Raw genomic sequence first — 18,399 nt, 5'->3', positions numbered from 1 at the left:
TCGTTTCGATGCTCAAAAAATAGGCAGCATCAGCCTACCATTGCGCGCCTTCCGCAACGGCAACGGCTTCTTCGGGCAGCGTCTCCCGCCCCAGCGCGGCATTGCGATGCGGGAAGCGGCCAAAGCGGGCGATGGTTGCATGATGCTGCCGGGCAAAGTCGAGGGAACGGGGGTCGCCGGCCCCTTCAAACAAAGTCAGAGATAGCTCCTGATCCTCAAGCGCCTCGCTATGCTGGAACGGCATGTAGAAGAAGAGCCGCCCTGCGCCGCCGATCTGGATGTCATAGCCTTGGGCGATCGCACCGCGCGCCACGTCCCGCGCCAGCGCGTCAGTGGCGAAGGCCTGCGCCGTGCCCCGGAACATGTTGCGCGGCAACTGGTCGAACAGGATCACAGCAGCCAGCGCATCGTCAGCGCGGTTGAGGAAAGCGTCGGCAGGGAGCGCTTTCTTTTCGCTCCACAAAGGCTGGAATCGTGCCTGACATTGGTAATCCAGCGCTGGATCATGACTGTACCAGCCTGCCTCGCCGACCTGATTGAACCAGAAGTCGAGCAGCGCCGCCGCCCAGTCGGCGGTGACGGCGTCATGGCTGTCGGTCAGCATGTTCATAGAGGCTATACCCATGACCTTCCCGCCCGGTTCCGCGATCCGTAGCGGCAAAGCGTCAGGTCGCCGTGCCGCCGACGGTCAGTCCCTCCATCAACAGGGTCGGCTGGCCGACGCCCGCAGGCACGCTTTGCCCGCCCTTGCCGCACATGCCGATGCCTTCGTCCAGCGCCCAGTCATTGCCGATGCCAACCACCTTGGTCAGCGCCGTCGGACCGTCGCCGATCAGGGTCGCGCCCTTGATCGGATCGCCCAGCTTGCCATTCTCGACCCGGTAAGCCTCCGTGCAGGAAAAGACGAACTTGCCCGACACAATGTCGACCTGCCCGCCGCCAAAGCTTTTGGCGAAAATGCCTGACTTCATACGCGACAGCAATTCTTCCGGGTCGTCATTGCCGCCCTTGATGAAGGTGTTGGTCATACGCGGCATCGGGCCATGGGCATAGCTTTCGCGGCGACCATTGCCGGTCGGCTCGACCCCCATCAGCCGGGCGTTCAGCCGGTCCTGCATATAGCCTTTAAGGATGCCATCCTCGATCAGGATATTCTCGCGCGTCGGTGTGCCTTCATCGTCGATGGAGAGCGATCCGCGACGGCTGGCAATCGCACCATCATCGACCACCGTTACGCCTGGTGCAGCGACGCGCTGGCCGATGCGACCGGAAAAGGCGCTGGTCCCCTTGCGGTTGAAATCGCCCTCCAGCCCATGGCCGATGGCTTCATGCACCAGCACGCCGGGCCAGCCGGGGCCAAGCAGCACGGTCATTTCACCGGCCGGTGCCGCGACCGAGCGAAGGTTGACCTGCGCCTGCGCCAGCGCTTCGTCGATCGCGCGGTTCCAGACCGCCGGTTCCATCACCTGATCGTAGAGATAGCGCCCGCCAATGCCGAAGCTGCCGGTTTCGCGGCGTCCATCTTCTTCCAGAATCAGCGAGACATTGAGACGCACCAGCGGGCGGATGTCGGTGGCGGTAAATCCGTCGGCGCGGACGATCTCAACCACCGACCAGCTGCCGGCCAGGCTGACGGACACCTGCGCGACGCGCGGGTCGCGGGCGCGTGCGGCGGCGTCGATCGCGGCGCACAGCGTCACCTTCTCGACAAAGGGGACGATCTCCAGCGGATTGGCGTCGGTATAAAGGTGGCGGTTGGTGCGCTGGGGCGGCGGCGCGGGCGGGGCGGTGGCCGGATCAAGCAGGGTCAGCGTCTGCGCCGCCTTGCGTATGGCCGCTTCGCTAATGTCGTTGGCATGGGCAAAGCCGGTCATTTCGCCCGACACGCCGCGCAGGCCGAACCCGGCATCGGTCGAATAATCGGCGGTTTTCAACCGTCCGTCATCAAAGCCGAAACTCTCGCTGGCGCGATATTGCAGATAGAGTTCGCCATCGTCGCAGCTTTTGAGCGCATCGGCGGTCAGGCGGCGCGCGCCATCGGGATCAAGCAAGCCGGGGCGATAGAGCAGGCCACGGGCATCGGTAAATTGGGCGGTCAGATCGGTCATGCCCCCGATATAGGGGCGACATCATCCAGGCCCAAAGGAAAAGTTAGAGGCTGGCGCCCGAAGCGATGTCGGGCAGGTTGCCGACGTCGCCGGTATCGGCAGCGCCACCCGCCAGCACGAAGCGGCGGTCGCAATAGCCGCAATCGACATAGCCATGCTCGTCAATTTCCAGAAACACGCGCGGGTGGCCGAGCGCGGCGGGGATATCGCCCGAACCGTCGCATGAGACGCGGGACTTGGAGACTCGGATGATTTCGGGCGGCTGGATCATGATCGCGGACCTAGCAGCGGCGGCGCTGCGCTGCAATATGGGACAGGCGGCTACATCAGCGGCAGGCGCGGCCTTTTGCAGGGCATATCCTTGCCACCCTGCACCGCTTTGGCCGCAGGCTTCCAGTCGGCACAATCGCTCGCCGCCATCACCGCAAAGGGCGACAGCATCAGCAGGGCAGGCGCGATGGTGCCGCCAATAAGGGCTGCAAATGGCATGGTAGGATGGTGCCGCAGCTATGCTTGCCACAGGATGAACGATACGCAGGCGGTTTGATTATCTGCTGCCGCTGATGCGCGAAAGTTTTGCGGGGCTTTGTCCCGCAAAACTGGTGGGCGATGACGGGCTCGAACCGCCGACATTCTCGGTGTAAACGAGACGCTCTACCAACTGAGCTAATCGCCCGCTCCTGCGGAGAAGCGTCTATCTAGGGAAAAATGCCGGGGCGTCAAGCCGGGAGTCAGGTGGTGAGCAGGCGGCGGCTGGCCCCGAACCAGCGGGTCAGCGCTTCGGCGGCCTCGTTGGCCAGTGCGATGAAGATGCGGCGGCCGTCATGCGGATCGGCCTGCCGCTCGACCAGCCCCTTGTCGGTCAGGGTGCGGATCCAGCGCAGGGCGGTGGTGGGCGGCACGGCGGCGGCGATGCACAGGCTGGAAACGGAGACGCGCTCATGTTCCAGCTTGGCCGCCAGCAGATCGAGCAGCATGTCCCAGGCGGGATCGGCAAACAGGTCGCCGGGCAGGAAATCGGCGCGGATGCGGCGGGCGCGCAGCAGGTCACGAACCTGTGTGGCGCTGATGGCTGACGCGTCGGTGCGCGTCGCTTCGCCGCCGATCGGGGCGAGCGCGGGCATCCCGATATAGTCGCTGGGTCGATCGGAAATACGCTGGCCCAGATCAAAGCTGGGGGTGGCCACCCGCGTCCGCTCCGTCAGCGCGTCAAGGGTGCGGGCAAGGCGACCGACTTCCTCGCTCAATTGCTGGAGGCGGGCGCTTTCGCGGTCGATTTCATGCACCTGGCCCGAAGCTGGCCGACGATCCCCGGCGGCGACCAGCGCGGCGGCCAGTTCGACCCGGTCGGGATCGCACAGCAATTGCGTATGCGGGCTGCGCAGGCAGGCGAAGGCGAGTTCCACCGTATCCCATCCAGCGACCAGGATGACCGCCATGCCAGCCTGGATCGCCTGGGTTTCCAGTTGCACCAGCAACGGGGTCATGACGGGGCAAAAGACCAGCACCGTGTCACACTGCGCCTGAAGATCGAGCCGCACCGGCGCATCGGCCAGCGCCGTCAACCCCAGGAGGCGGAAGCTTGCCGCCGCAGCGACCGGCTCCAGAGCGGAGGCGTCCATCTGGTCGGCGATCACAAGCAGGCTGGCGCGATCATCGCGCGGCGTCAGCGGTGCGCTATGGCTCGTCAGCGGCGAGGCGTAGGAAAAATCTTCCATCATGGTCCGAATCCTGTTCTAGCTTCGTTCTAAAGAATAAAGCAAGAACGGATCGATTCAGCCCCGCATATTCGCCATTTCGGATAAGGTCTGGAGCAATGGCTTCATCCCGCCGTGAAAATGGGATGTCGGGTGGCCCTTTCCGTCCAGTTTGCAGCCGATCTGGCGGGAGGATGAAGGAAATTTCCTATCACTTTAGGAAAGGCTGACATTCGCTCCGAAATGGACTCAATTGTCACACCATCGTGGCGCGGGCAAAGGCGATGTAGAGCGCGCGCAGTCGCATCGCGACAGGGCCGGGAGTGCCGCTGCCAATGGTTTGGCCGTCGATGGTGACGACCGACTGGCACAGGGTCGATGCGCTGGTGATGAACGCCTCTTTCGCGGACAGCGCTTCCGCGACGGTAAAGGGGCGGCGGATCACGGCCAGCCCGCTTTCGGCGGCTAGCGCGGCTAGCGCGTCGCCGGTGCAGCCCGCCAGCACCGCCTGCGAATAAGGGCGGGTGATGATGCCTTCGTCGGTGACGATGAAGGCGGTGGAGGAAGCGCCTTCGGTGACGAAGCCGTCCTCGACCAGCCATGCCTCCTGCGCGCCTGCGTCGCGCGCGGCCTGCTTGGCCATCGCCTGGGCCAGCAGGCCAGTGCTTTTGATGTCGCGCCGTTTCCAGCGCAGGTCTGGCATCGTGGCAACCGCGATGCCGGTGGTGACGGCGGGGACGTTGAGGAAGGGCTTGTCCTGCACAAACAGGAACAGGGTCGGCGCGGTATCGGGCGATGACAGAAAGTCGCGTGCCGCTTCCGCGCCACGGGTGAGCTGGAGATAGACCAGCCCTTCATGGAGCGCATTAAGGGTGACGAGCTGCTTCTGCACGGCCTCAATCTCGGCAAGGCTGAGCGGCAGGCGGATGCCAAGCGCATCGGCAGAGCGTTGCAGCCGGGCGAGATGGCTGGCGCTGTCGACCAAGCCGCCATCGATCACCGCAGCGACTTCATAAATGCCGTCGGCAAACAGGAAACCGCGATCCAGCGGCGAGATCCGCGCCTGATCGAGCGGCAGAAAGGCACCATTGAGATAGGCGATCGACATGAAGCGGGACGGTCCCTGAGCGGTGGATATCCATGCTTTTGCCGGTCGGGCGGGCAGGGTCAAGCGGCTTGGCGTCGCATATTTCCTTGGCGCGGCGCCGATGGCGGGCGCGGAACTTCGCGAACTTCGCCCATATCGCGCATGAAGAATATGCGCAAAGTCGGTCGTCCGCTGGTGCGGGTTGGGGAGGGGTGGACGATGGGAAGGAGCCGCGGCGGGTATAGCAGGGGTGAGGGTCTGTAGGACAGGGTCGATGCTCCGCTTTTGCCTTCTCGCCTAAGCCGCCTTCCCCTGTAACGCCTTCTGCCGCCGTCGCTGCACCGATGACCCGATCCCCATCGCCTCGCGATATTTCGCCACTGTGCGCCTTGCGATGTCCATGCCCTTGGCGCGGAGCAGGTCGACGAGGGTGTCGTCGGACAGGATGGCATGGGGTTCTTCGGCCATGATCAGCGTCTTGATGTGGCTTTTGACCGCTTCGGCGGACACCGCGCCGTCGCCTTCTGCGTTGGACACGCCGCTGGTGAAGAAATATTTGAGTTCGAACTGGCCGCGTGGGCAGGAGAGATATTTGTTAGACGTCACCCGGCTGACGGTCGATTCGTGCATGGCGATGGCGTCGGCGACGGTGCGCAGGGTCAGCGGCTTCAAATGCGCGACGCCCTTGCGGAAGAAATCCTCCTGCTGGCGGACGACTTCGCTGGCGACCTTGATGATAGTTTTCTGCCGCTGGTCGAGCGCCTTCACTAGCCAGTTGGCGCTGGCGAGGCAGTCGGCGAGCCAGGCCTTGGCGCTCTTGTCCTGCTTGCCCGACGCCAGTTCGACATAGTAGCTGCGGTTGATGAGGACGCGGGGCAGGGTGGCGCTGTTGATCTCGATCGCCCAGCCGTCGGCGGTGGGCCGCACGAACAGGTCGGGGGTGACCGGCGCGGCGCGGTCGCTGGAAAAGCGCAGGCCAGGCTTTGGATCATAGCCGCGCAGCTCGCGGATCATGTCGGCCATATCCTCCTCATCCACGCCGCAGATGCGGCGCAGCTGCGGCAGCGCGCCGCGCGCCAGCAGATCGAGATTGGCGAGTAGCCGGGCCATGCAGGGGTCGTGGCGGTCGGCCTCCTTGGCTTGCAGGGCAAGACATTCGGACAGCGATCGCGCGCCGACGCCAGTGGGGTCGAATGTGTGGATGACGCCCAGCACCCGTTCGACATCGCAGAGCGGCAGGCCGAGCGCATGGGCGGTTTCGAGCAGATTGGCCTCCAGATAGCCCGCCGGGTCGATCTGGCCGATCAGCTGGCCAGCGACGATCAGGTCCATGCCCGACAAAGCGGCGCGGGCCTGGTCCATCAGATGTTCCTGAAGGCTGGGTTCGGGATTGGCGAAACTGTCGAAATCGAGCGCCTCGCCGCTGCCGCCCGTCAGCGCGTCCATGCCGCTGCCAGAACCGCTACCCGTGCCATGGGCGCTGGCCATGCGATCGCCGGGGCCATCGTCGATGAAGGTTTCCGCGCCATAATCGACATCGAGCGGGGAATCGCTGCCGCCCAGCCCCTGACCGATCAGATCGTCGCTGGACCCGGTTTCCGCCGAAAGGGTCGGGCGATCGACATCGCGGTCAATGCCGTCGGAGGCGGGCATATCGTCAGGCGCGCTGCCGCTGTCGAGCAGCGGGTTCTTCTCCAGCTCACCCGCGACGAACGCCTCTATCTCCAGATTGGAGAGCGCCAGCAGCTTGATCGCCTGCTGGAGCTGCGGCGTCATCACCAGCGACTGGCTCTGCCGGATGTCGAGGCGTGGACCGAGCGCCATTAGAATAAGGTCCATTCAGGACAGTGAGCGCGCGCCACCATCATGTCAGAGCGAGAAATTCTCGCCCAGATAGAGGCGGCGAACGTCGGCATTGGCGACCAGTTCGGTCGGGCTGCCCGCAAACAGCATCTGGCCGCCATAGATGATGCAGGCGCGGTCGACGATTTCGAGCGTTTCGCGCACATTATGGTCGGTGATGAGGACGCCGATGCCGCGATTTTTGAGATCCTTCACCAGATCGCGAATGTCGGCGATGGAGAGCGGGTCGATGCCCGCGAACGGTTCGTCCAGCAGCACGATCGAGGGGTTGGCGGCCAGCGCGCGGGCGATTTCGCAGCGGCGCCGTTCGCCGCCCGACAGCGCCATGGCAGCCGAATCGCGCAGGCGAGTGAGGCCAAATTCGTCGAGCAACTGTTCCAGCCGGGCGTCGCGCGCGGCGCGGTCCGGCTCGGCCAGTTCCAGAACGGCGCTGATATTCTGCGCCACAGTCAGGCCGCGAAAGATCGACGTTTCCTGCGGCAGATAGCCCAGGCCCAATATGGCGCGGCGATACATGGGCAGGCCGGTAATATCCTGCCCGTCCAATATGATGCGGCCGCGATCAGGCCGGACCAGCCCCATGACCGAATAGAAGCAGGTCGTCTTGCCCGCGCCATTGGGGCCGAGCAGGCCGACCACTTCGCCCTTGCCCACGGTCAGCGACACGTCGGACAGAACGACGCGCTTGTCATAGCTTTTGGCGATCGAGATGACCGACAGGCCGTCGCCCAACTCCTGCGGGGCCAGCGGGCGGTGGTCGGCGGCGGGCCGGTCCTGGGTGGTGACGTCGTGCATGGCTCGTCCATATTTGCAGCCAAGGAGTTGACCGCCGGTAAAAATCGACCCGCCCAAGGGGCAGTTGGCATTCTTTGTGCATGGGAATGCCGCCGGGGCAAGGGGGAAAATGCCGGGCGGGGGCTTCAACGCGCCTAGCCGCGCACGGGAAGCGCGGTCTGATATTTGGTGACCGACAGCGCAAATTGCGACGATGCGCCCGCGACCGAAGGATGTTTGAGCAGCGTGCGCATCAGGAAATGCTCATAATCCGCGACGTTGGAGGCGACGACGCGCATCAGATAATCCCATTCGCCCGACATGGAATAGCATTCCATCACCTGATCATGATCGCGCACGAACATCTCGAACGCGGCGATCGAGTCGCCGGAAAAATCCTTCATCCGCACATGGCAGAAGATGGTGACATCCTGCCCCAGCAATTGCGGATCGGCCAGCCGCACCGCGCCGCGCAGCACACCTGCCTCCTCCAGCGCCTTCACCCTGCGCCAGCAGGACGGGCCGGTGCTGCCCACCCGTTCGGCGAGGTCAGCGTTGCTGAGCGCGGCGTTGCGCTGCAACTCTGTAACGATGCGGCGATCGAGGGCGTCGAGTTCGACAAATTTCGTCATATAATCGCCATTTCGTGAAGTTTGGTTGCAGCTATAGTCGAATAACCGGCCATTTTGAAAAGCAATTTCGCGCCCGATTTGCGATGCTGTCGCCATGGCCGAAACCCCGCCCGATCGTCCCGCGCACGCCGCGGAGGACTGGACCGTCCCGCAGGACTGGGACCGCTACAGCGCGGCCGATCATGCGATGTGGGACCGCTTGTTCGACCGGCAGGCGCATATGCTGCCGGGGCGGGTGGTGCCGGAATTTATCGCCGGGCTGGACATATTGCGGATGGACGAGCCGGGCATCCCGCGCTTCGACGCGCTGTCGGATCGGCTGATGCAGGCCACCGGGTGGCAGGTGGTGGCGGTGCCGGGGCTGGTGCCCGACCGGGTGTTTTTCGATCATCTCGCCAATCGCCGCTTCCCAGCCGGTCGCTTCATCCGCACGCCGGAACAGGAAGATTATCTGGAGGAGCCGGACGTGTTTCACGACATATTCGGTCATGTCCCCCTGCTCGCCAATCCGGTGTTTGCCGATTATATGCAGGCCTATGGCCAGGGCGGGCTGCGCGCCGACGGGCTGGGCGCGATCGAGAAGCTGGCGCGGCTCTACTGGTACACGGTCGAGTTCGGGCTGATCGCGACGGATGAAGGCCTGCGCCTCTATGGCGCGGGGATCGTGTCGTCCAACGCTGAATCGCATTTCGCGCTGGAAGATCCCTCGCCCAACCGGCTGGGCTTCGATCTCCAGCGGCTGATGCGGACCCGCTACAAGATTGACGATTTCCAGCAGAGCTATTTCGTCATCGACAGTTTCGACCAGCTGCTGCGCCAGACGGTCGAGACCGATTTCGCGCCGCTCTACGCCGGGCTGGACCAGCAGAGCGATCTCGACACCGACACCATCCTGCCCGGCGACCGCGTCTTTACCCGCGGGACGCAGGCCTATGCCCATAAGAAGATGCAAGAGGAACCGATATGACTGCCAGCGCCGACAATCCCCTGGGCCTTAACGGCTTTGAATTTGTCGAGTTCACCTCGCCAGAGCCGCAAGCGATGGCGGCGCAGTTCGAGGCGCTGGGCTTTACCGCGACCCACCGGCACCCGACCAAGAATATCACCCGCTACAAGCAGGGGCGGATCAACCTGATGCTCAACCGCGACGATGCGGGCCGGGTCGCGGCGTTTCGCGGCGTGCATGGCCCCTCGGCCAGCGCCATGGCCTTCCGCGTCGCCAATCCGCAGGGCGCGCTGCAATGGGCGCTGGCCAATGGCGCGCAGCCGACCGAGGAGGATGACACCGTCATCATGGGCATTGGCGGCGCGTACCTCTATTTCATGCCGGACCAGGGCGACCCCTATGCCAATTGGGCGGAGTTCCCCGGCTGGCATGAGGCGGAGGCGCGCAACAATGTCGGCCTCGACCTGCTCGACCATCTGACCCACAATGTCCGGCGCGGGCAGATGCGGGTGTGGAGCGAATTTTACCGCACCCTGTTCGGGTTCGAGGAACAGAAATTCTTTGATATCGAGGGCAAGGCGACGGGCCTGACCAGCCAGGCGATGATCGCCCCGGACAAGGCGATCCGCATCCCGCTCAACGAAAGCAAGGATGACAACAGCCAGATCGAGGAGTTCATCCGCGACTATCATGGCGAAGGCATCCAGCATCTGGCGCTGACCACTGACGATATTTACGCGACGGTCGAAAAGCTGCGCGCGCGCGGCGTGCGGTTGCAGGACACGATTGAGACCTATTATGAACTGGTCGACAAGCGCGTGCCGGGCCATGGCGAGGATCTGGAACGGCTGCGCGCGAACCGCATCCTGATCGACGGCGATGTGGAAAGCGAAGGGCTGTTGCTGCAAATTTTTACCGAGCCGATGTTCGGGCCGATCTTTTTCGAGATCATCCAGCGCAAGGGCAATGAAGGCTTTGGCAACGGCAATTTCCAGGCCCTGTTCGAGAGTATCGAACTGGACCAGATACGGCGCGGGGTGGTGAGCGTCGACGCCTGACATAAGAGACGCGAGGAGAGGATCGACATGCATTATCTCCCCGGCTGGGGCAATCATCATGCAAGCGAGGCGGTGGCCGGGGCGTTGCCGGTCGGGCGCAATTCGCCGCAGCGCGTGCCGTTCGGCCTCTATGCCGAGCAATTGTCCGGCACCGCCTTCACCGCGCCGCGTCACGACAATCGGCGCAGCTGGCTCTACCGGATGCGGCCAAGTGCCGGGCATCCGCCCTTCCGGCCCTATGCGCGCGAAACGCTGATCGCATCGGGGCAGGTCGATACGCCCAACCGGCTACGCTGGAATCCGCTGCCAGCCGCCGGGGCAGGGGTGGATTTCGTCGATGGCCTGATCACCGTCGCGTCCAATGGCGATATCGTCGCAGGGACGGGCTGTGCTGTGCATCTTTATGCCGCCAGCGCGTCGATGGTCGATCGTGCCTTTTTCAGCGCCGATGGCGAAATGCTGATCCTGCCGCAACAGGGGCGCCTGCGCATCGTTACCGAAATGGGTGTGCTGGACGTCGCACCCTTGCAGGTTGCGCTGATCCCGCGTGGCGTGCGCTTTCGGGTGGAGCTGCCCGACGGCGCAGCACGCGGCTATGTCTGCGAAAATCATGGCGCGCTGTTCAGGCTGCCTGAATTGGGACCGATCGGCTCCAATGGCCTGGCCAACGCCCGCGATTTCGAGGCACCGGTTGCCGCCTATGAAGATGTCGATCGCTCCACCCAGATCGTGCAGAAATATGGCGGCACGCTCTGGTCAATCGAACAGGATCACAGCCCGTTTGATGTCGTCGCCTGGCACGGCAATCTGACGCCCTGCCGCTATGACCTGACCCGCTTCAACACGATCGGCACGGTCAGTTATGACCATCCCGATCCGTCCATCTTCACCGTGCTGACCAGCCCCAGCGACACGCCGGGCACCGCCAATGTCGATTTCGTGATCTTCCCGCCGCGCTGGATGGTGGCGGAGGATACGTTCCGCCCGCCCTGGTTCCACCGCAATGTGATGAGCGAATATATGGGCCTGATCCACGGCCAATATGATGCCAAGGCGGACGGTTTCGCACCGGGCGGCGGCAGTCTGCACAACAGCATGTCGGGCCATGGCCCGGACGTCGATAGCTGGCGCAAGGCGGTGGAAGCTGCCCTGTCGCCCCACAGGATAGAAGAAACGATGGCGTTCATGATCGAGAGCCGTATGCCGTTCCGCCCGACCCGCTGGGCAATGGAAACAGCCTTGTTGCAGGCTGATTATGACGCCTGCTGGCAGGGCTTCCCCAAGGCGCGCCTGCCATGATGCGCTGGTGGACCACTGATGAGACGCATGATCCGGCGCACACTAGCTGGGTCGCCAGCGCGCAGGGCCATGGCGATTTTCCGATCCAGAACCTGCCCTATGGCGTCTTTTCGCCAAACGGCGCTGAGCCGCGGATCGGGGTCGCGATCGGCGACATGATCCTCGATCTCGCGGCCTGCGCTGGAGAAGGATTGATCGGAGAGGGGGGCGACACGCTGCTTCATCCGACGCTCAACCCACTGATGGCGCTGCCGGGCGACACGCGCCGCAGCCTGCGCCGGGCGATCAGCGCCTTGCTGTCCGACCCGGCGATGCGGGCGACGGCCACCCCACATCTCCATGTCGCGCGCGATTGCACGCTGCATCTGCCCGCGCAGATCGGCGATTATAGCGACTTCTATGTCGGCATCCATCACGCCAACAATATCGGCCGCCAGTTCCGCCCGGACAATCCGCTGCTGCCCAACTATAAATATGTGCCGATCGGCTATCATGGCCGCGCCTCCTCGATCCGCCCGTCGGGTGAAGCGCTGGTGCGACCCTGCGGCCAGCGCAAGGCACCCGATGCCGACGCGCCCGTCTATGGTCCCACCGCGCGGCTCGATTATGAGCTGGAGTTGGGTGTGTGGGTCGGTCCGGGCAATGATCTGGGCAGCCCGATAGCGATTCACGACGCGGCTGACCATATTGCGGGCTTCTGCCTGCTCAACGACTGGTCGGCGCGCGATTTTCAGGCATGGGAATATCAGCCGCTTGGGCCGTTCCTGGCCAAGAATTTCCATTCTACCATCTCGCCCTGGGTCGTCACCGCCGAAGCCATGGCCCCGTTCCGCATCGCCCAGCCTGCGCGACCCGATGGCGATCCTGAACCCTTGCCCTATCTCGCCGATGCCGACGATCAGGCGCATGGCGCGCTGGGGCTGACGCTGGCGGTCTATCTGACCAGCGCGACGATGCGCGCGGAGGGCATGGCGCCGATGCGGCTCAGCCATGGTCCGGCCAGCAACATGTATTGGACGGTGCAGCAGATCGTGACCCACCATGCCTCCAATGGATGCAATCTGAAGCCGGGCGATCTGCTCGGCACCGGCACCATTTCCGCGCCGCTGCGGGAGGGCTTCGGTAGCCTGATGGAACTGTCGGCGGGGGGCAAGGAACCGCTGACCCTGCCGACCGGCGAGACGCGCGCCTTTCTGGCTGATGGCGATGAAGTCATGTTGCGCGCGGTCGCGCGGGCGGATGGCTTCGTGTCCATAGGCTTTGGCGAGTGCCGGGCGCAGATATTACCGGCGCGGGGATAGGAGGACAGCATGATCCTGCACGGCTATTATCGCTCCACCGCTTCCTACCGCGTGCGGATTGCACTGAACCTCAAAGGCCTCGCTTATGCCGACGCCTTCCACCATTTGCTGCGAAAGGAACAGCGCGCGCCGGACTATCTGGCGCTCAATCCGCAGGGGCTGGTCCCCGCGCTGGAGGTGGATGGCGCGGTGCTGACCCAGAGCATTGCCATTTGCGACTATCTCAATGAAGCCTATCCCGAACCGCCACTGTTGCCCGCCGATCCGGTCACACGGGCGCAGGTGCGCGCCTTTGCCCTCGCCATCGCGTGCGACATTCATCCGGTGCAGAATCTGAAGATATTGCAGCGATTGCGTGCGCTGGGGCTGGACGAGGCGCAGGTGACGGGCTGGGCGCGCGAGACGATCGAGGATGGGCTGGCCGCTTGCGCGGCGCTGATCGCAGGGCGGAGCGGTCCCTATTGCTTCGGCGATCAGGTGACGCTGGCCGACATCTGCCTCGTGCCGCAACTGGTCAACGCCCGCCGCTTCGGCGCGCGCTTCGACTATGGCCGCATCCCTGCGATCGAAGCGGCCTGCCGCGCGCTCCCCGCCTTCGCCCGCGCCGCGCCGGAAAACCAGCCCGACGCGGAATAGGCGTCAGTTGGCAAATAGTTTGAATTCGACCAGCCGGGTCGCCTTGCCGGGCGCTTGGGTCAGGAGCAGGCGGACCTTGCTCGTGCGGATTGCGGGCCAGCGCAGCGGGGTGACGCCATTGGCGATCGGGCTGCCCTTGGGCGTGGCGATGTCCTGCCAGCGATCGTCCATCCACGCCTGAAGCCGGAAGGCGCGCGGCACCGCGAAACGCTGGCCATCGGCGAAGAAGGCCAGTTCGGCGTGGCTGAGGTCGGTGGGCTGGCCAAGGTCGATGGCATAATATTGCTGCGCCGGGGCAGGGGCGGACGACCAGCCATTGGCCAGTTCGGGGAAGAACCATGTCCGCCCGTCAATCGCATCATGGACATTTTCGGCGTCGCTGTTGCTGGACGCCGACCCCATCGGAAACTGACTGCGGACGAGTTGCACTGCGCGGTTGATCGGGCGAACGATGGCGGGGACGGCGGCACGGGGCAGGGGAATTTCGATACGGCCCAACGTGTCGCGCCGGACGACTTGCCGACCATCCACTTCGATCGCCAGCCCCTTGCCGCGCCGATAATGGCTACCATCGGCGTCCCATGTCACTGCGATCCTATGGCCATGATAGGGGACGCCCTGCACCCGGAACCAGTCAAGCGCCTGTGGGTCCGATGCGTCGGGCAGCAGCGGATTGACCTCCAGCACATCGTCGGCGCGCGGGCGGATGCCGACCAGCCCGGTCAGGATCAGGTCGTTGAAGCCGGAATGGAAATAATGGTGGCTGCGGTCCAGCCCGACGATCGGCTGGCCGGTTTCGGGGTGATAATCCTCCTCCAGATCGAGCTTGTCCCCCTGATAATGAAGCGCGGCATATTGGCGCAGCAGCCGCATATAGGTGCTGCGCGTGACCGGACCTGTGTGGGTGCGATGGTCGAGGAGATTGGCCATGGCGTGCAGAACCTGCGTCGTCTGATAGGGCCAGATGGGGCCGTTCCACTGACATTCGGGGTCTTTGCCCAGATAGCGATATTGCCGCATATAATATTCGTAACCGGCCTCGACCGTGCGCATCCCGGCCTTGCCCGCCAGCGACGCCGGGTCGATCAGATGCGCCCAGGCGGCGGCATATTTCGCCTCGTCAGGCACAACGTCGAACATCCAGGGCAGATAGCCGACCAGCTCGCGGTTGCGGATCGGCTGCCAGTAGCTGACAAATTCATTCTTGCGCGACTGGTGCCGGTCGATGAAAAGGCTGAGCCCGTCGCTCCACAGGTCGGCCAGCATCCGCTGTTGCAGGGCGTCGGCGCGGGCGGTGTAGGCGGCGGCCATGGCAGTGTCGCCGGTCAGCGTCGCCATCTTTGCGATCGCGCGGGCATTGGCGACCATATAGCTGTTGATCGAGGGGCGGAAGGCGTCGCCGCCCCGGAATCCATCCTTGCCGCCCGACGCATCGATTGAGGAAACCGTATATTCGGTCGCGTCCAGCAGCGGTTCGACGAAATACAGCCCCTTGTCGAAGTCGAACTTGTCGTCCCACAGCCGGTAGATATGGTTCATGACGGACAGGTGCCGCACCGCCCCGGCTCGGTCGCCATCGACCAGATAGCGGCCCCAGACCGCGTCGGCCATATGATCGGTAAAATGCCGGTCATTGCCGCCGCTGGCGTACATGAAGTTGATATAATCATCGGCAAAGCGACGGTCATTGAGCCAGCGCCCCTCGCCCAGATGAAAGCCGGTGGCGTCGTTCAGGCTGGCATAGGGATGGCGCTGCCAGTCGACATCGTCGAGAAACTCGGTCGAGATATAGCCGTCCGCGCCCAGATCACGCTGATGCGCGCGATAAAGTTGCCAGCGATAATAATAGACCGCGTCGAGCTTCGGGTCGGCGGACTCGAAATAGGGGATGCGATCGCGATACCAGGGCGCGTCATTGCCAAAGTGCCGGGTGGCGATGGCGGCTGTGTCCATCACCGGCGGGGAGGGTGCGGCCCCGATGCCGATCACCGCAGCCCCGGCCAGCAACAGCATCGTCATCGCGCGCATCGCATCCTCCGCAAAATAAATATGGCGGTCGTTCCGGGGTTGGAGAAAGCCCCGGAACGACCGCCAGACATGGAAAGCGGCGAGGAAACGCCGCGTCCCACGGGGCGCTTAATCGAACTTGAAACGGACACCCAGGGCGAAGGTGCGGTCAATCAGCAACGTGCTGGAGTTGAACTCTGTAGGATTGCCGACATCGCCGAACTTGTAATAATTTTGCTGCTTCGCCTTGGTGATGTTTACAGCGTCGAAGGTGATGCCAATATCCTCGTTCACGTTCAGCGTGAGCTGGAAGTCCAGGCTCTTTTCCGGCGCGCGCCACATGCCGATCGGGTTGGCAAAGGCGCGGGCTTCGTTGTTGTTCAGGAAACCCTTGCGCCAGATATAGGACAGGCGCGCGCCGACCGGACCTTTGTCATAGGCGAGCGTGGCATTGTAGGACAGTTTCGACACGCCGAAGAAGGCCGACTTGGCGGTGCCGGTGATTTCACCCGCATTGTTGACCACGGGAATCGTCTGCTCCGAATCCAGGATCGTGGCGCTGCCGGTGAAGCCCAGGCCATCCATGAAGGTGGGCAGGTAGGAGGGGAAGTAGGTCAGACCCAGTTCCAGCCCCTTGAGCGTGCCATTCGACGCATTGGCCGGACGGGTGATGTTGAAAAATTCGGTGTAGGTTTCGTTGCGCGGCAGATAATTGTTCGGAATGAACTCCCGCACGGTCAGCGGCACGACCAGGCCGTTGATCTTGCGCTGGAACGCGGTCGCATAAATGGCGCTGTTGCGTTCGAAATACCATTCGATCGCCAGGTCCATATTCTTCGAATGGGTCGCCCGCAAATTGGGGTTGCCCGACGAACCCGTGCCAAAGCCGACACGCGACAGATCGCCGCCGAGCGCCAGATTGGGATTGAGATCGCCAAATGCCGGACGGCGCAGCGTTTCGCCATAGTTGAAACGGATGCGCAGATTGTCGGTGATGTTGTAGCGCGCAGTGAAAGACGGCAGGAATTTCTCCGAACCCGTCGATACGGTGGTCTGCGCGAAACCATTACCGCGATCGAAATAGTCATATTCGGTATCGATCGCGACGAAGCGCACGCCGCCCTGAAGCTGAAGCGGACGACCGAAGATTTCCAGCTCGCCATCGGCCAGGATATAGGCGGCCAGATTGCTTTCATTGATGCTGAACACGCGGCCGAAGCTCAGTTGGTCCGACAGCAGCAGGCCGGGCGCGACGGCGCGGTACAGCTGACGCACGGCATCCTTGTTCATGCTGCGCGGATCGGCCAGCACCCAGCTGGTCGGAATGTTGGCGCGACCGTCGAAGAAGCCGCTGTTAGTGAAGGGCGTACCTTCGCCAAGGGCATCGAGCGTGATGCCAAGGCCACCGGCCCCTTGGTCGCGGACATAGCTGTCGGCCTTGCGGTTGTCATAGCGCCAGCCCGCTTTGATGCGACGCAGGAAACCTTCGTCCCACTTATATTCGCCGTCCAGCATCATGGTCAGCGCGCTGCCTTCATTCTTCGTGCCGCTGTCGAACAGGTTGCCGACTGTCCATTTGCTGGCATCGGTCAGAACTTCCTGATTGCCGAAGCTATAGGCAGGCAGACCGCCGCCTGCATTGAAGTCGATATCGAGGTCGAGCGGCCCGCGATCGGTGCGGATGGCGAAGAAGGAGGTTTCGTTCTTGCTGTCCTGATAGGCGATGTCGGCGACGATCTTGCCGTTGCTGCCGACATCCCATTTGGCGTTTAGCGCATAGACATAGCTGTCGGTGCGATTGGTCGCCATGTCGCCGCTGTTGAAACCCGCGACTGCGCCCATCCGGCGCGACTTGATGATATTCGTGCCGTCATAGAGTTCGAAGCTGTTGGCGACGTCCGTGGGCAGATTGCCCCACCAGTCGGCAAAGCTGAAATGCAGGCTGTTGAAGGTTTCACCCCGGAAGCCGGTATAGAAAATTTCGGCAGTATAGACCGAGCTGTCATTGGGCGCCCACTGGAGGGCGGCGTTGATGGAAGGCCGTTCGCGCTTGCCGTATACGTCGGACGCGATGACGGCGTCACGCGACAGATAATAGGGCGTGGCAACGCCATTGATGTTCAGGGTCGATCCCGGCGCGGTCGGCAGACCGGCGTCCAGACCGGGCGTCCAGTTTTCGTTGGTGGCGCCGGGGAAGATGCGCTGCAACGGGGTCAGGCCCGAACCTGCAGGCGGGGTTTCGGTGGCGAAGGGCACCATGGCGCCCGCCTGGAGATTCTGGTTGCGAAACTGCGCCTTGGTATAGCTGGCGTTCACCAGCAAGCCGATGTCGCCGATGCCGGTTTCCCAGCGGTCGCTGACGAGCAGGGCGACATTGGGATTATATTTGTCCGCCAGTTCCGAATAGACGCCGCGCGCCAGGCCCGAAATGGTAAAGCCGTCAAAGTCGAGCGGGCGACGGGTCTGGACGTCGATCTGGCCGGCAAGACCGGTTTCCAGCTGATCGGCCGAGCGGGTCTTATAGACGTCGATCCGGCTGACCAGGTTCGCCGAAATGTCCTGCAGCGCGAAGGATGTGCCGGCGGCGGTGAAGATGTTGCGGCCGTTGAGCGTGGTCAGCGGATCGGTCAGGCCACGAATCGTGATGCCGGCGGTTTCGCCACCGGCGCGGTCGGTGACCTGGATGCCGGTGACGCGCTGGAGCGCTTCGACGACATTATTGTCGGGCAGTTTGCCGACATCTTCCGACACGATCGAATCGACGATCTGGATAGAATTTTTGCGAACGTTGAGCGCCCCGACGATCGATGCGCGCACGCCGGTGACGACGATGTCGGCGGCGTCATCCTCTGCGGCGATCTGGGGTGCGGGGCTGGTCTGCGCCTGTGCGGTGGCGCCCAGCATCAGCGCGAACATGGATGCGGAACATAGTGCGATCGGCCGACGTGCCATTTCAAATCCTCCCCTGCGGCTGGCCCATTCGCCATACCT

At 63.5% G+C, this 18,399-nt stretch carries 16 protein-coding genes and 1 tRNA gene; 5 read left to right on the top strand and 12 right to left on the bottom strand.

Annotated features, from left to right (window positions below; translation table 11 throughout):
* Positions 1 to 34: 34 nt before the first annotated feature.
* The 10 genes from ACODR8_RS10890 to ACODR8_RS10845 all read right to left on the bottom strand — a co-directional run bounded on the left by ACODR8_RS10890 (position 35) and on the right by ACODR8_RS10845 (position 8,161).
* On the bottom strand, positions 35 to 610 hold the full coding sequence (locus ACODR8_RS10890) for a DUF924 family protein (protein WP_489007343.1): 576 nt from the start codon (positions 608 to 610) through the stop codon (positions 35 to 37).
* 55 nt (positions 611 to 665) lie between these two features.
* Complete coding sequence (gene tldD / locus ACODR8_RS10885; RefSeq protein WP_489007248.1) at positions 666 to 2,108, bottom strand: metalloprotease TldD; 1,443 nt, start codon at positions 2,106 to 2,108, stop codon at positions 666 to 668.
* A 43-nt stretch (positions 2,109 to 2,151) separates the two neighbouring features.
* Complete coding sequence (locus tag ACODR8_RS10880; protein ID WP_217674156.1) at positions 2,152 to 2,379, bottom strand: zinc-finger domain-containing protein; 228 nt, start codon at positions 2,377 to 2,379, stop codon at positions 2,152 to 2,154.
* Between the two features lie 50 nt (positions 2,380 to 2,429).
* Entirely contained in the window at positions 2,430 to 2,597 is a 168-nt protein-coding gene (locus ACODR8_RS10875) for a hypothetical protein (RefSeq protein WP_182914045.1), read from the bottom strand.
* Positions 2,598 to 2,708: 111 nt separating this feature from the next.
* Positions 2,709 to 2,784 (bottom strand) — tRNA-Val (locus tag ACODR8_RS10870).
* A gap of 55 nt (positions 2,785 to 2,839) precedes the next feature.
* On the bottom strand, positions 2,840 to 3,829 hold the full coding sequence (locus tag ACODR8_RS10865) for a MarR family transcriptional regulator (RefSeq protein WP_489007247.1): 990 nt from the start codon (positions 3,827 to 3,829) through the stop codon (positions 2,840 to 2,842).
* Between the two features lie 232 nt (positions 3,830 to 4,061).
* Positions 4,062 to 4,913, bottom strand: a complete 852-nt coding sequence (locus tag ACODR8_RS10860) for a D-amino-acid transaminase (RefSeq protein WP_489007246.1) — start codon at positions 4,911 to 4,913, stop codon at positions 4,062 to 4,064.
* Positions 4,914 to 5,189: 276 nt separating this feature from the next.
* The gene (gene rpoN, locus ACODR8_RS10855; RefSeq protein ID WP_489007342.1) at positions 5,190 to 6,716 is read right to left on the bottom strand and encodes an RNA polymerase factor sigma-54; all 1,527 of its coding nucleotides are present in this window, start codon (positions 6,714 to 6,716) and stop codon (positions 5,190 to 5,192) included.
* Positions 6,717 to 6,761: 45 nt separating this feature from the next.
* Complete coding sequence (gene lptB / locus ACODR8_RS10850) at positions 6,762 to 7,550, bottom strand: LPS export ABC transporter ATP-binding protein (protein WP_119746411.1); 789 nt, start codon at positions 7,548 to 7,550, stop codon at positions 6,762 to 6,764.
* A 134-nt stretch (positions 7,551 to 7,684) separates the two neighbouring features.
* On the bottom strand, positions 7,685 to 8,161 hold the full coding sequence (locus ACODR8_RS10845) for an Lrp/AsnC family transcriptional regulator (RefSeq protein WP_489007245.1): 477 nt from the start codon (positions 8,159 to 8,161) through the stop codon (positions 7,685 to 7,687).
* A gap of 94 nt (positions 8,162 to 8,255) precedes the next feature.
* On the opposite strand from ACODR8_RS10845, the gene phhA reads away from it, so the two are divergent.
* The 5 genes from phhA to maiA are packed head-to-tail and all read left to right on the top strand — an operon-like array spanning position 8,256 to position 13,401.
* The gene (phhA, locus tag ACODR8_RS10840) at positions 8,256 to 9,128 is read left to right on the top strand and encodes a phenylalanine 4-monooxygenase (protein ID WP_489007244.1); all 873 of its coding nucleotides are present in this window, start codon (positions 8,256 to 8,258) and stop codon (positions 9,126 to 9,128) included.
* Positions 9,125 to 10,165: a 4-hydroxyphenylpyruvate dioxygenase gene (gene hppD, locus ACODR8_RS10835; protein WP_489007243.1), complete on the top strand. Its 1,041-nt coding sequence runs from the start codon at positions 9,125 to 9,127 to the stop codon at positions 10,163 to 10,165. Before phhA ends, hppD begins: the two co-directional genes overlap by 4 nt.
* A 27-nt stretch (positions 10,166 to 10,192) precedes the next feature.
* Positions 10,193 to 11,464, top strand: a complete 1,272-nt coding sequence (hmgA, locus tag ACODR8_RS10830) for a homogentisate 1,2-dioxygenase (RefSeq protein ID WP_489007242.1) — start codon at positions 10,193 to 10,195, stop codon at positions 11,462 to 11,464.
* Positions 11,464 to 12,765: a fumarylacetoacetase gene (fahA, locus tag ACODR8_RS10825; RefSeq protein ID WP_489007341.1), complete on the top strand. Its 1,302-nt coding sequence runs from the start codon at positions 11,464 to 11,466 to the stop codon at positions 12,763 to 12,765. The genes hmgA and fahA overlap by 1 nt, the downstream gene beginning before the upstream one ends.
* A gap of 9 nt (positions 12,766 to 12,774) precedes the next feature.
* The gene (gene maiA / locus ACODR8_RS10820; RefSeq protein ID WP_489007241.1) at positions 12,775 to 13,401 is read left to right on the top strand and encodes a maleylacetoacetate isomerase; all 627 of its coding nucleotides are present in this window, start codon (positions 12,775 to 12,777) and stop codon (positions 13,399 to 13,401) included.
* A 3-nt stretch (positions 13,402 to 13,404) separates the two neighbouring features.
* On the opposite strand, the gene ACODR8_RS10815 is transcribed toward maiA, so the two are convergent.
* Together ACODR8_RS10815 and ACODR8_RS10810 are read right to left on the bottom strand one after the other, a co-directional pair.
* Positions 13,405 to 15,429 carry an MGH1-like glycoside hydrolase domain-containing protein gene (locus ACODR8_RS10815; protein WP_489007240.1) on the bottom strand — a complete coding sequence of 675 codons (2,025 nt, stop codon included), beginning with the start codon at positions 15,427 to 15,429 and terminating at the stop codon, positions 13,405 to 13,407.
* Positions 15,430 to 15,537: 108 nt separating this feature from the next.
* Positions 15,538 to 18,360, bottom strand: a complete 2,823-nt coding sequence (locus ACODR8_RS10810; RefSeq protein ID WP_489007239.1) for a TonB-dependent receptor — start codon at positions 18,358 to 18,360, stop codon at positions 15,538 to 15,540.
* Positions 18,361 to 18,399 lie beyond the last annotated feature (39 nt).

The sequence above is a fragment of the Sphingobium sp. FG58 genome, assembly GCF_057809055.1.
This window is presented reverse-complemented; position numbering and strand designations above follow the sequence as displayed.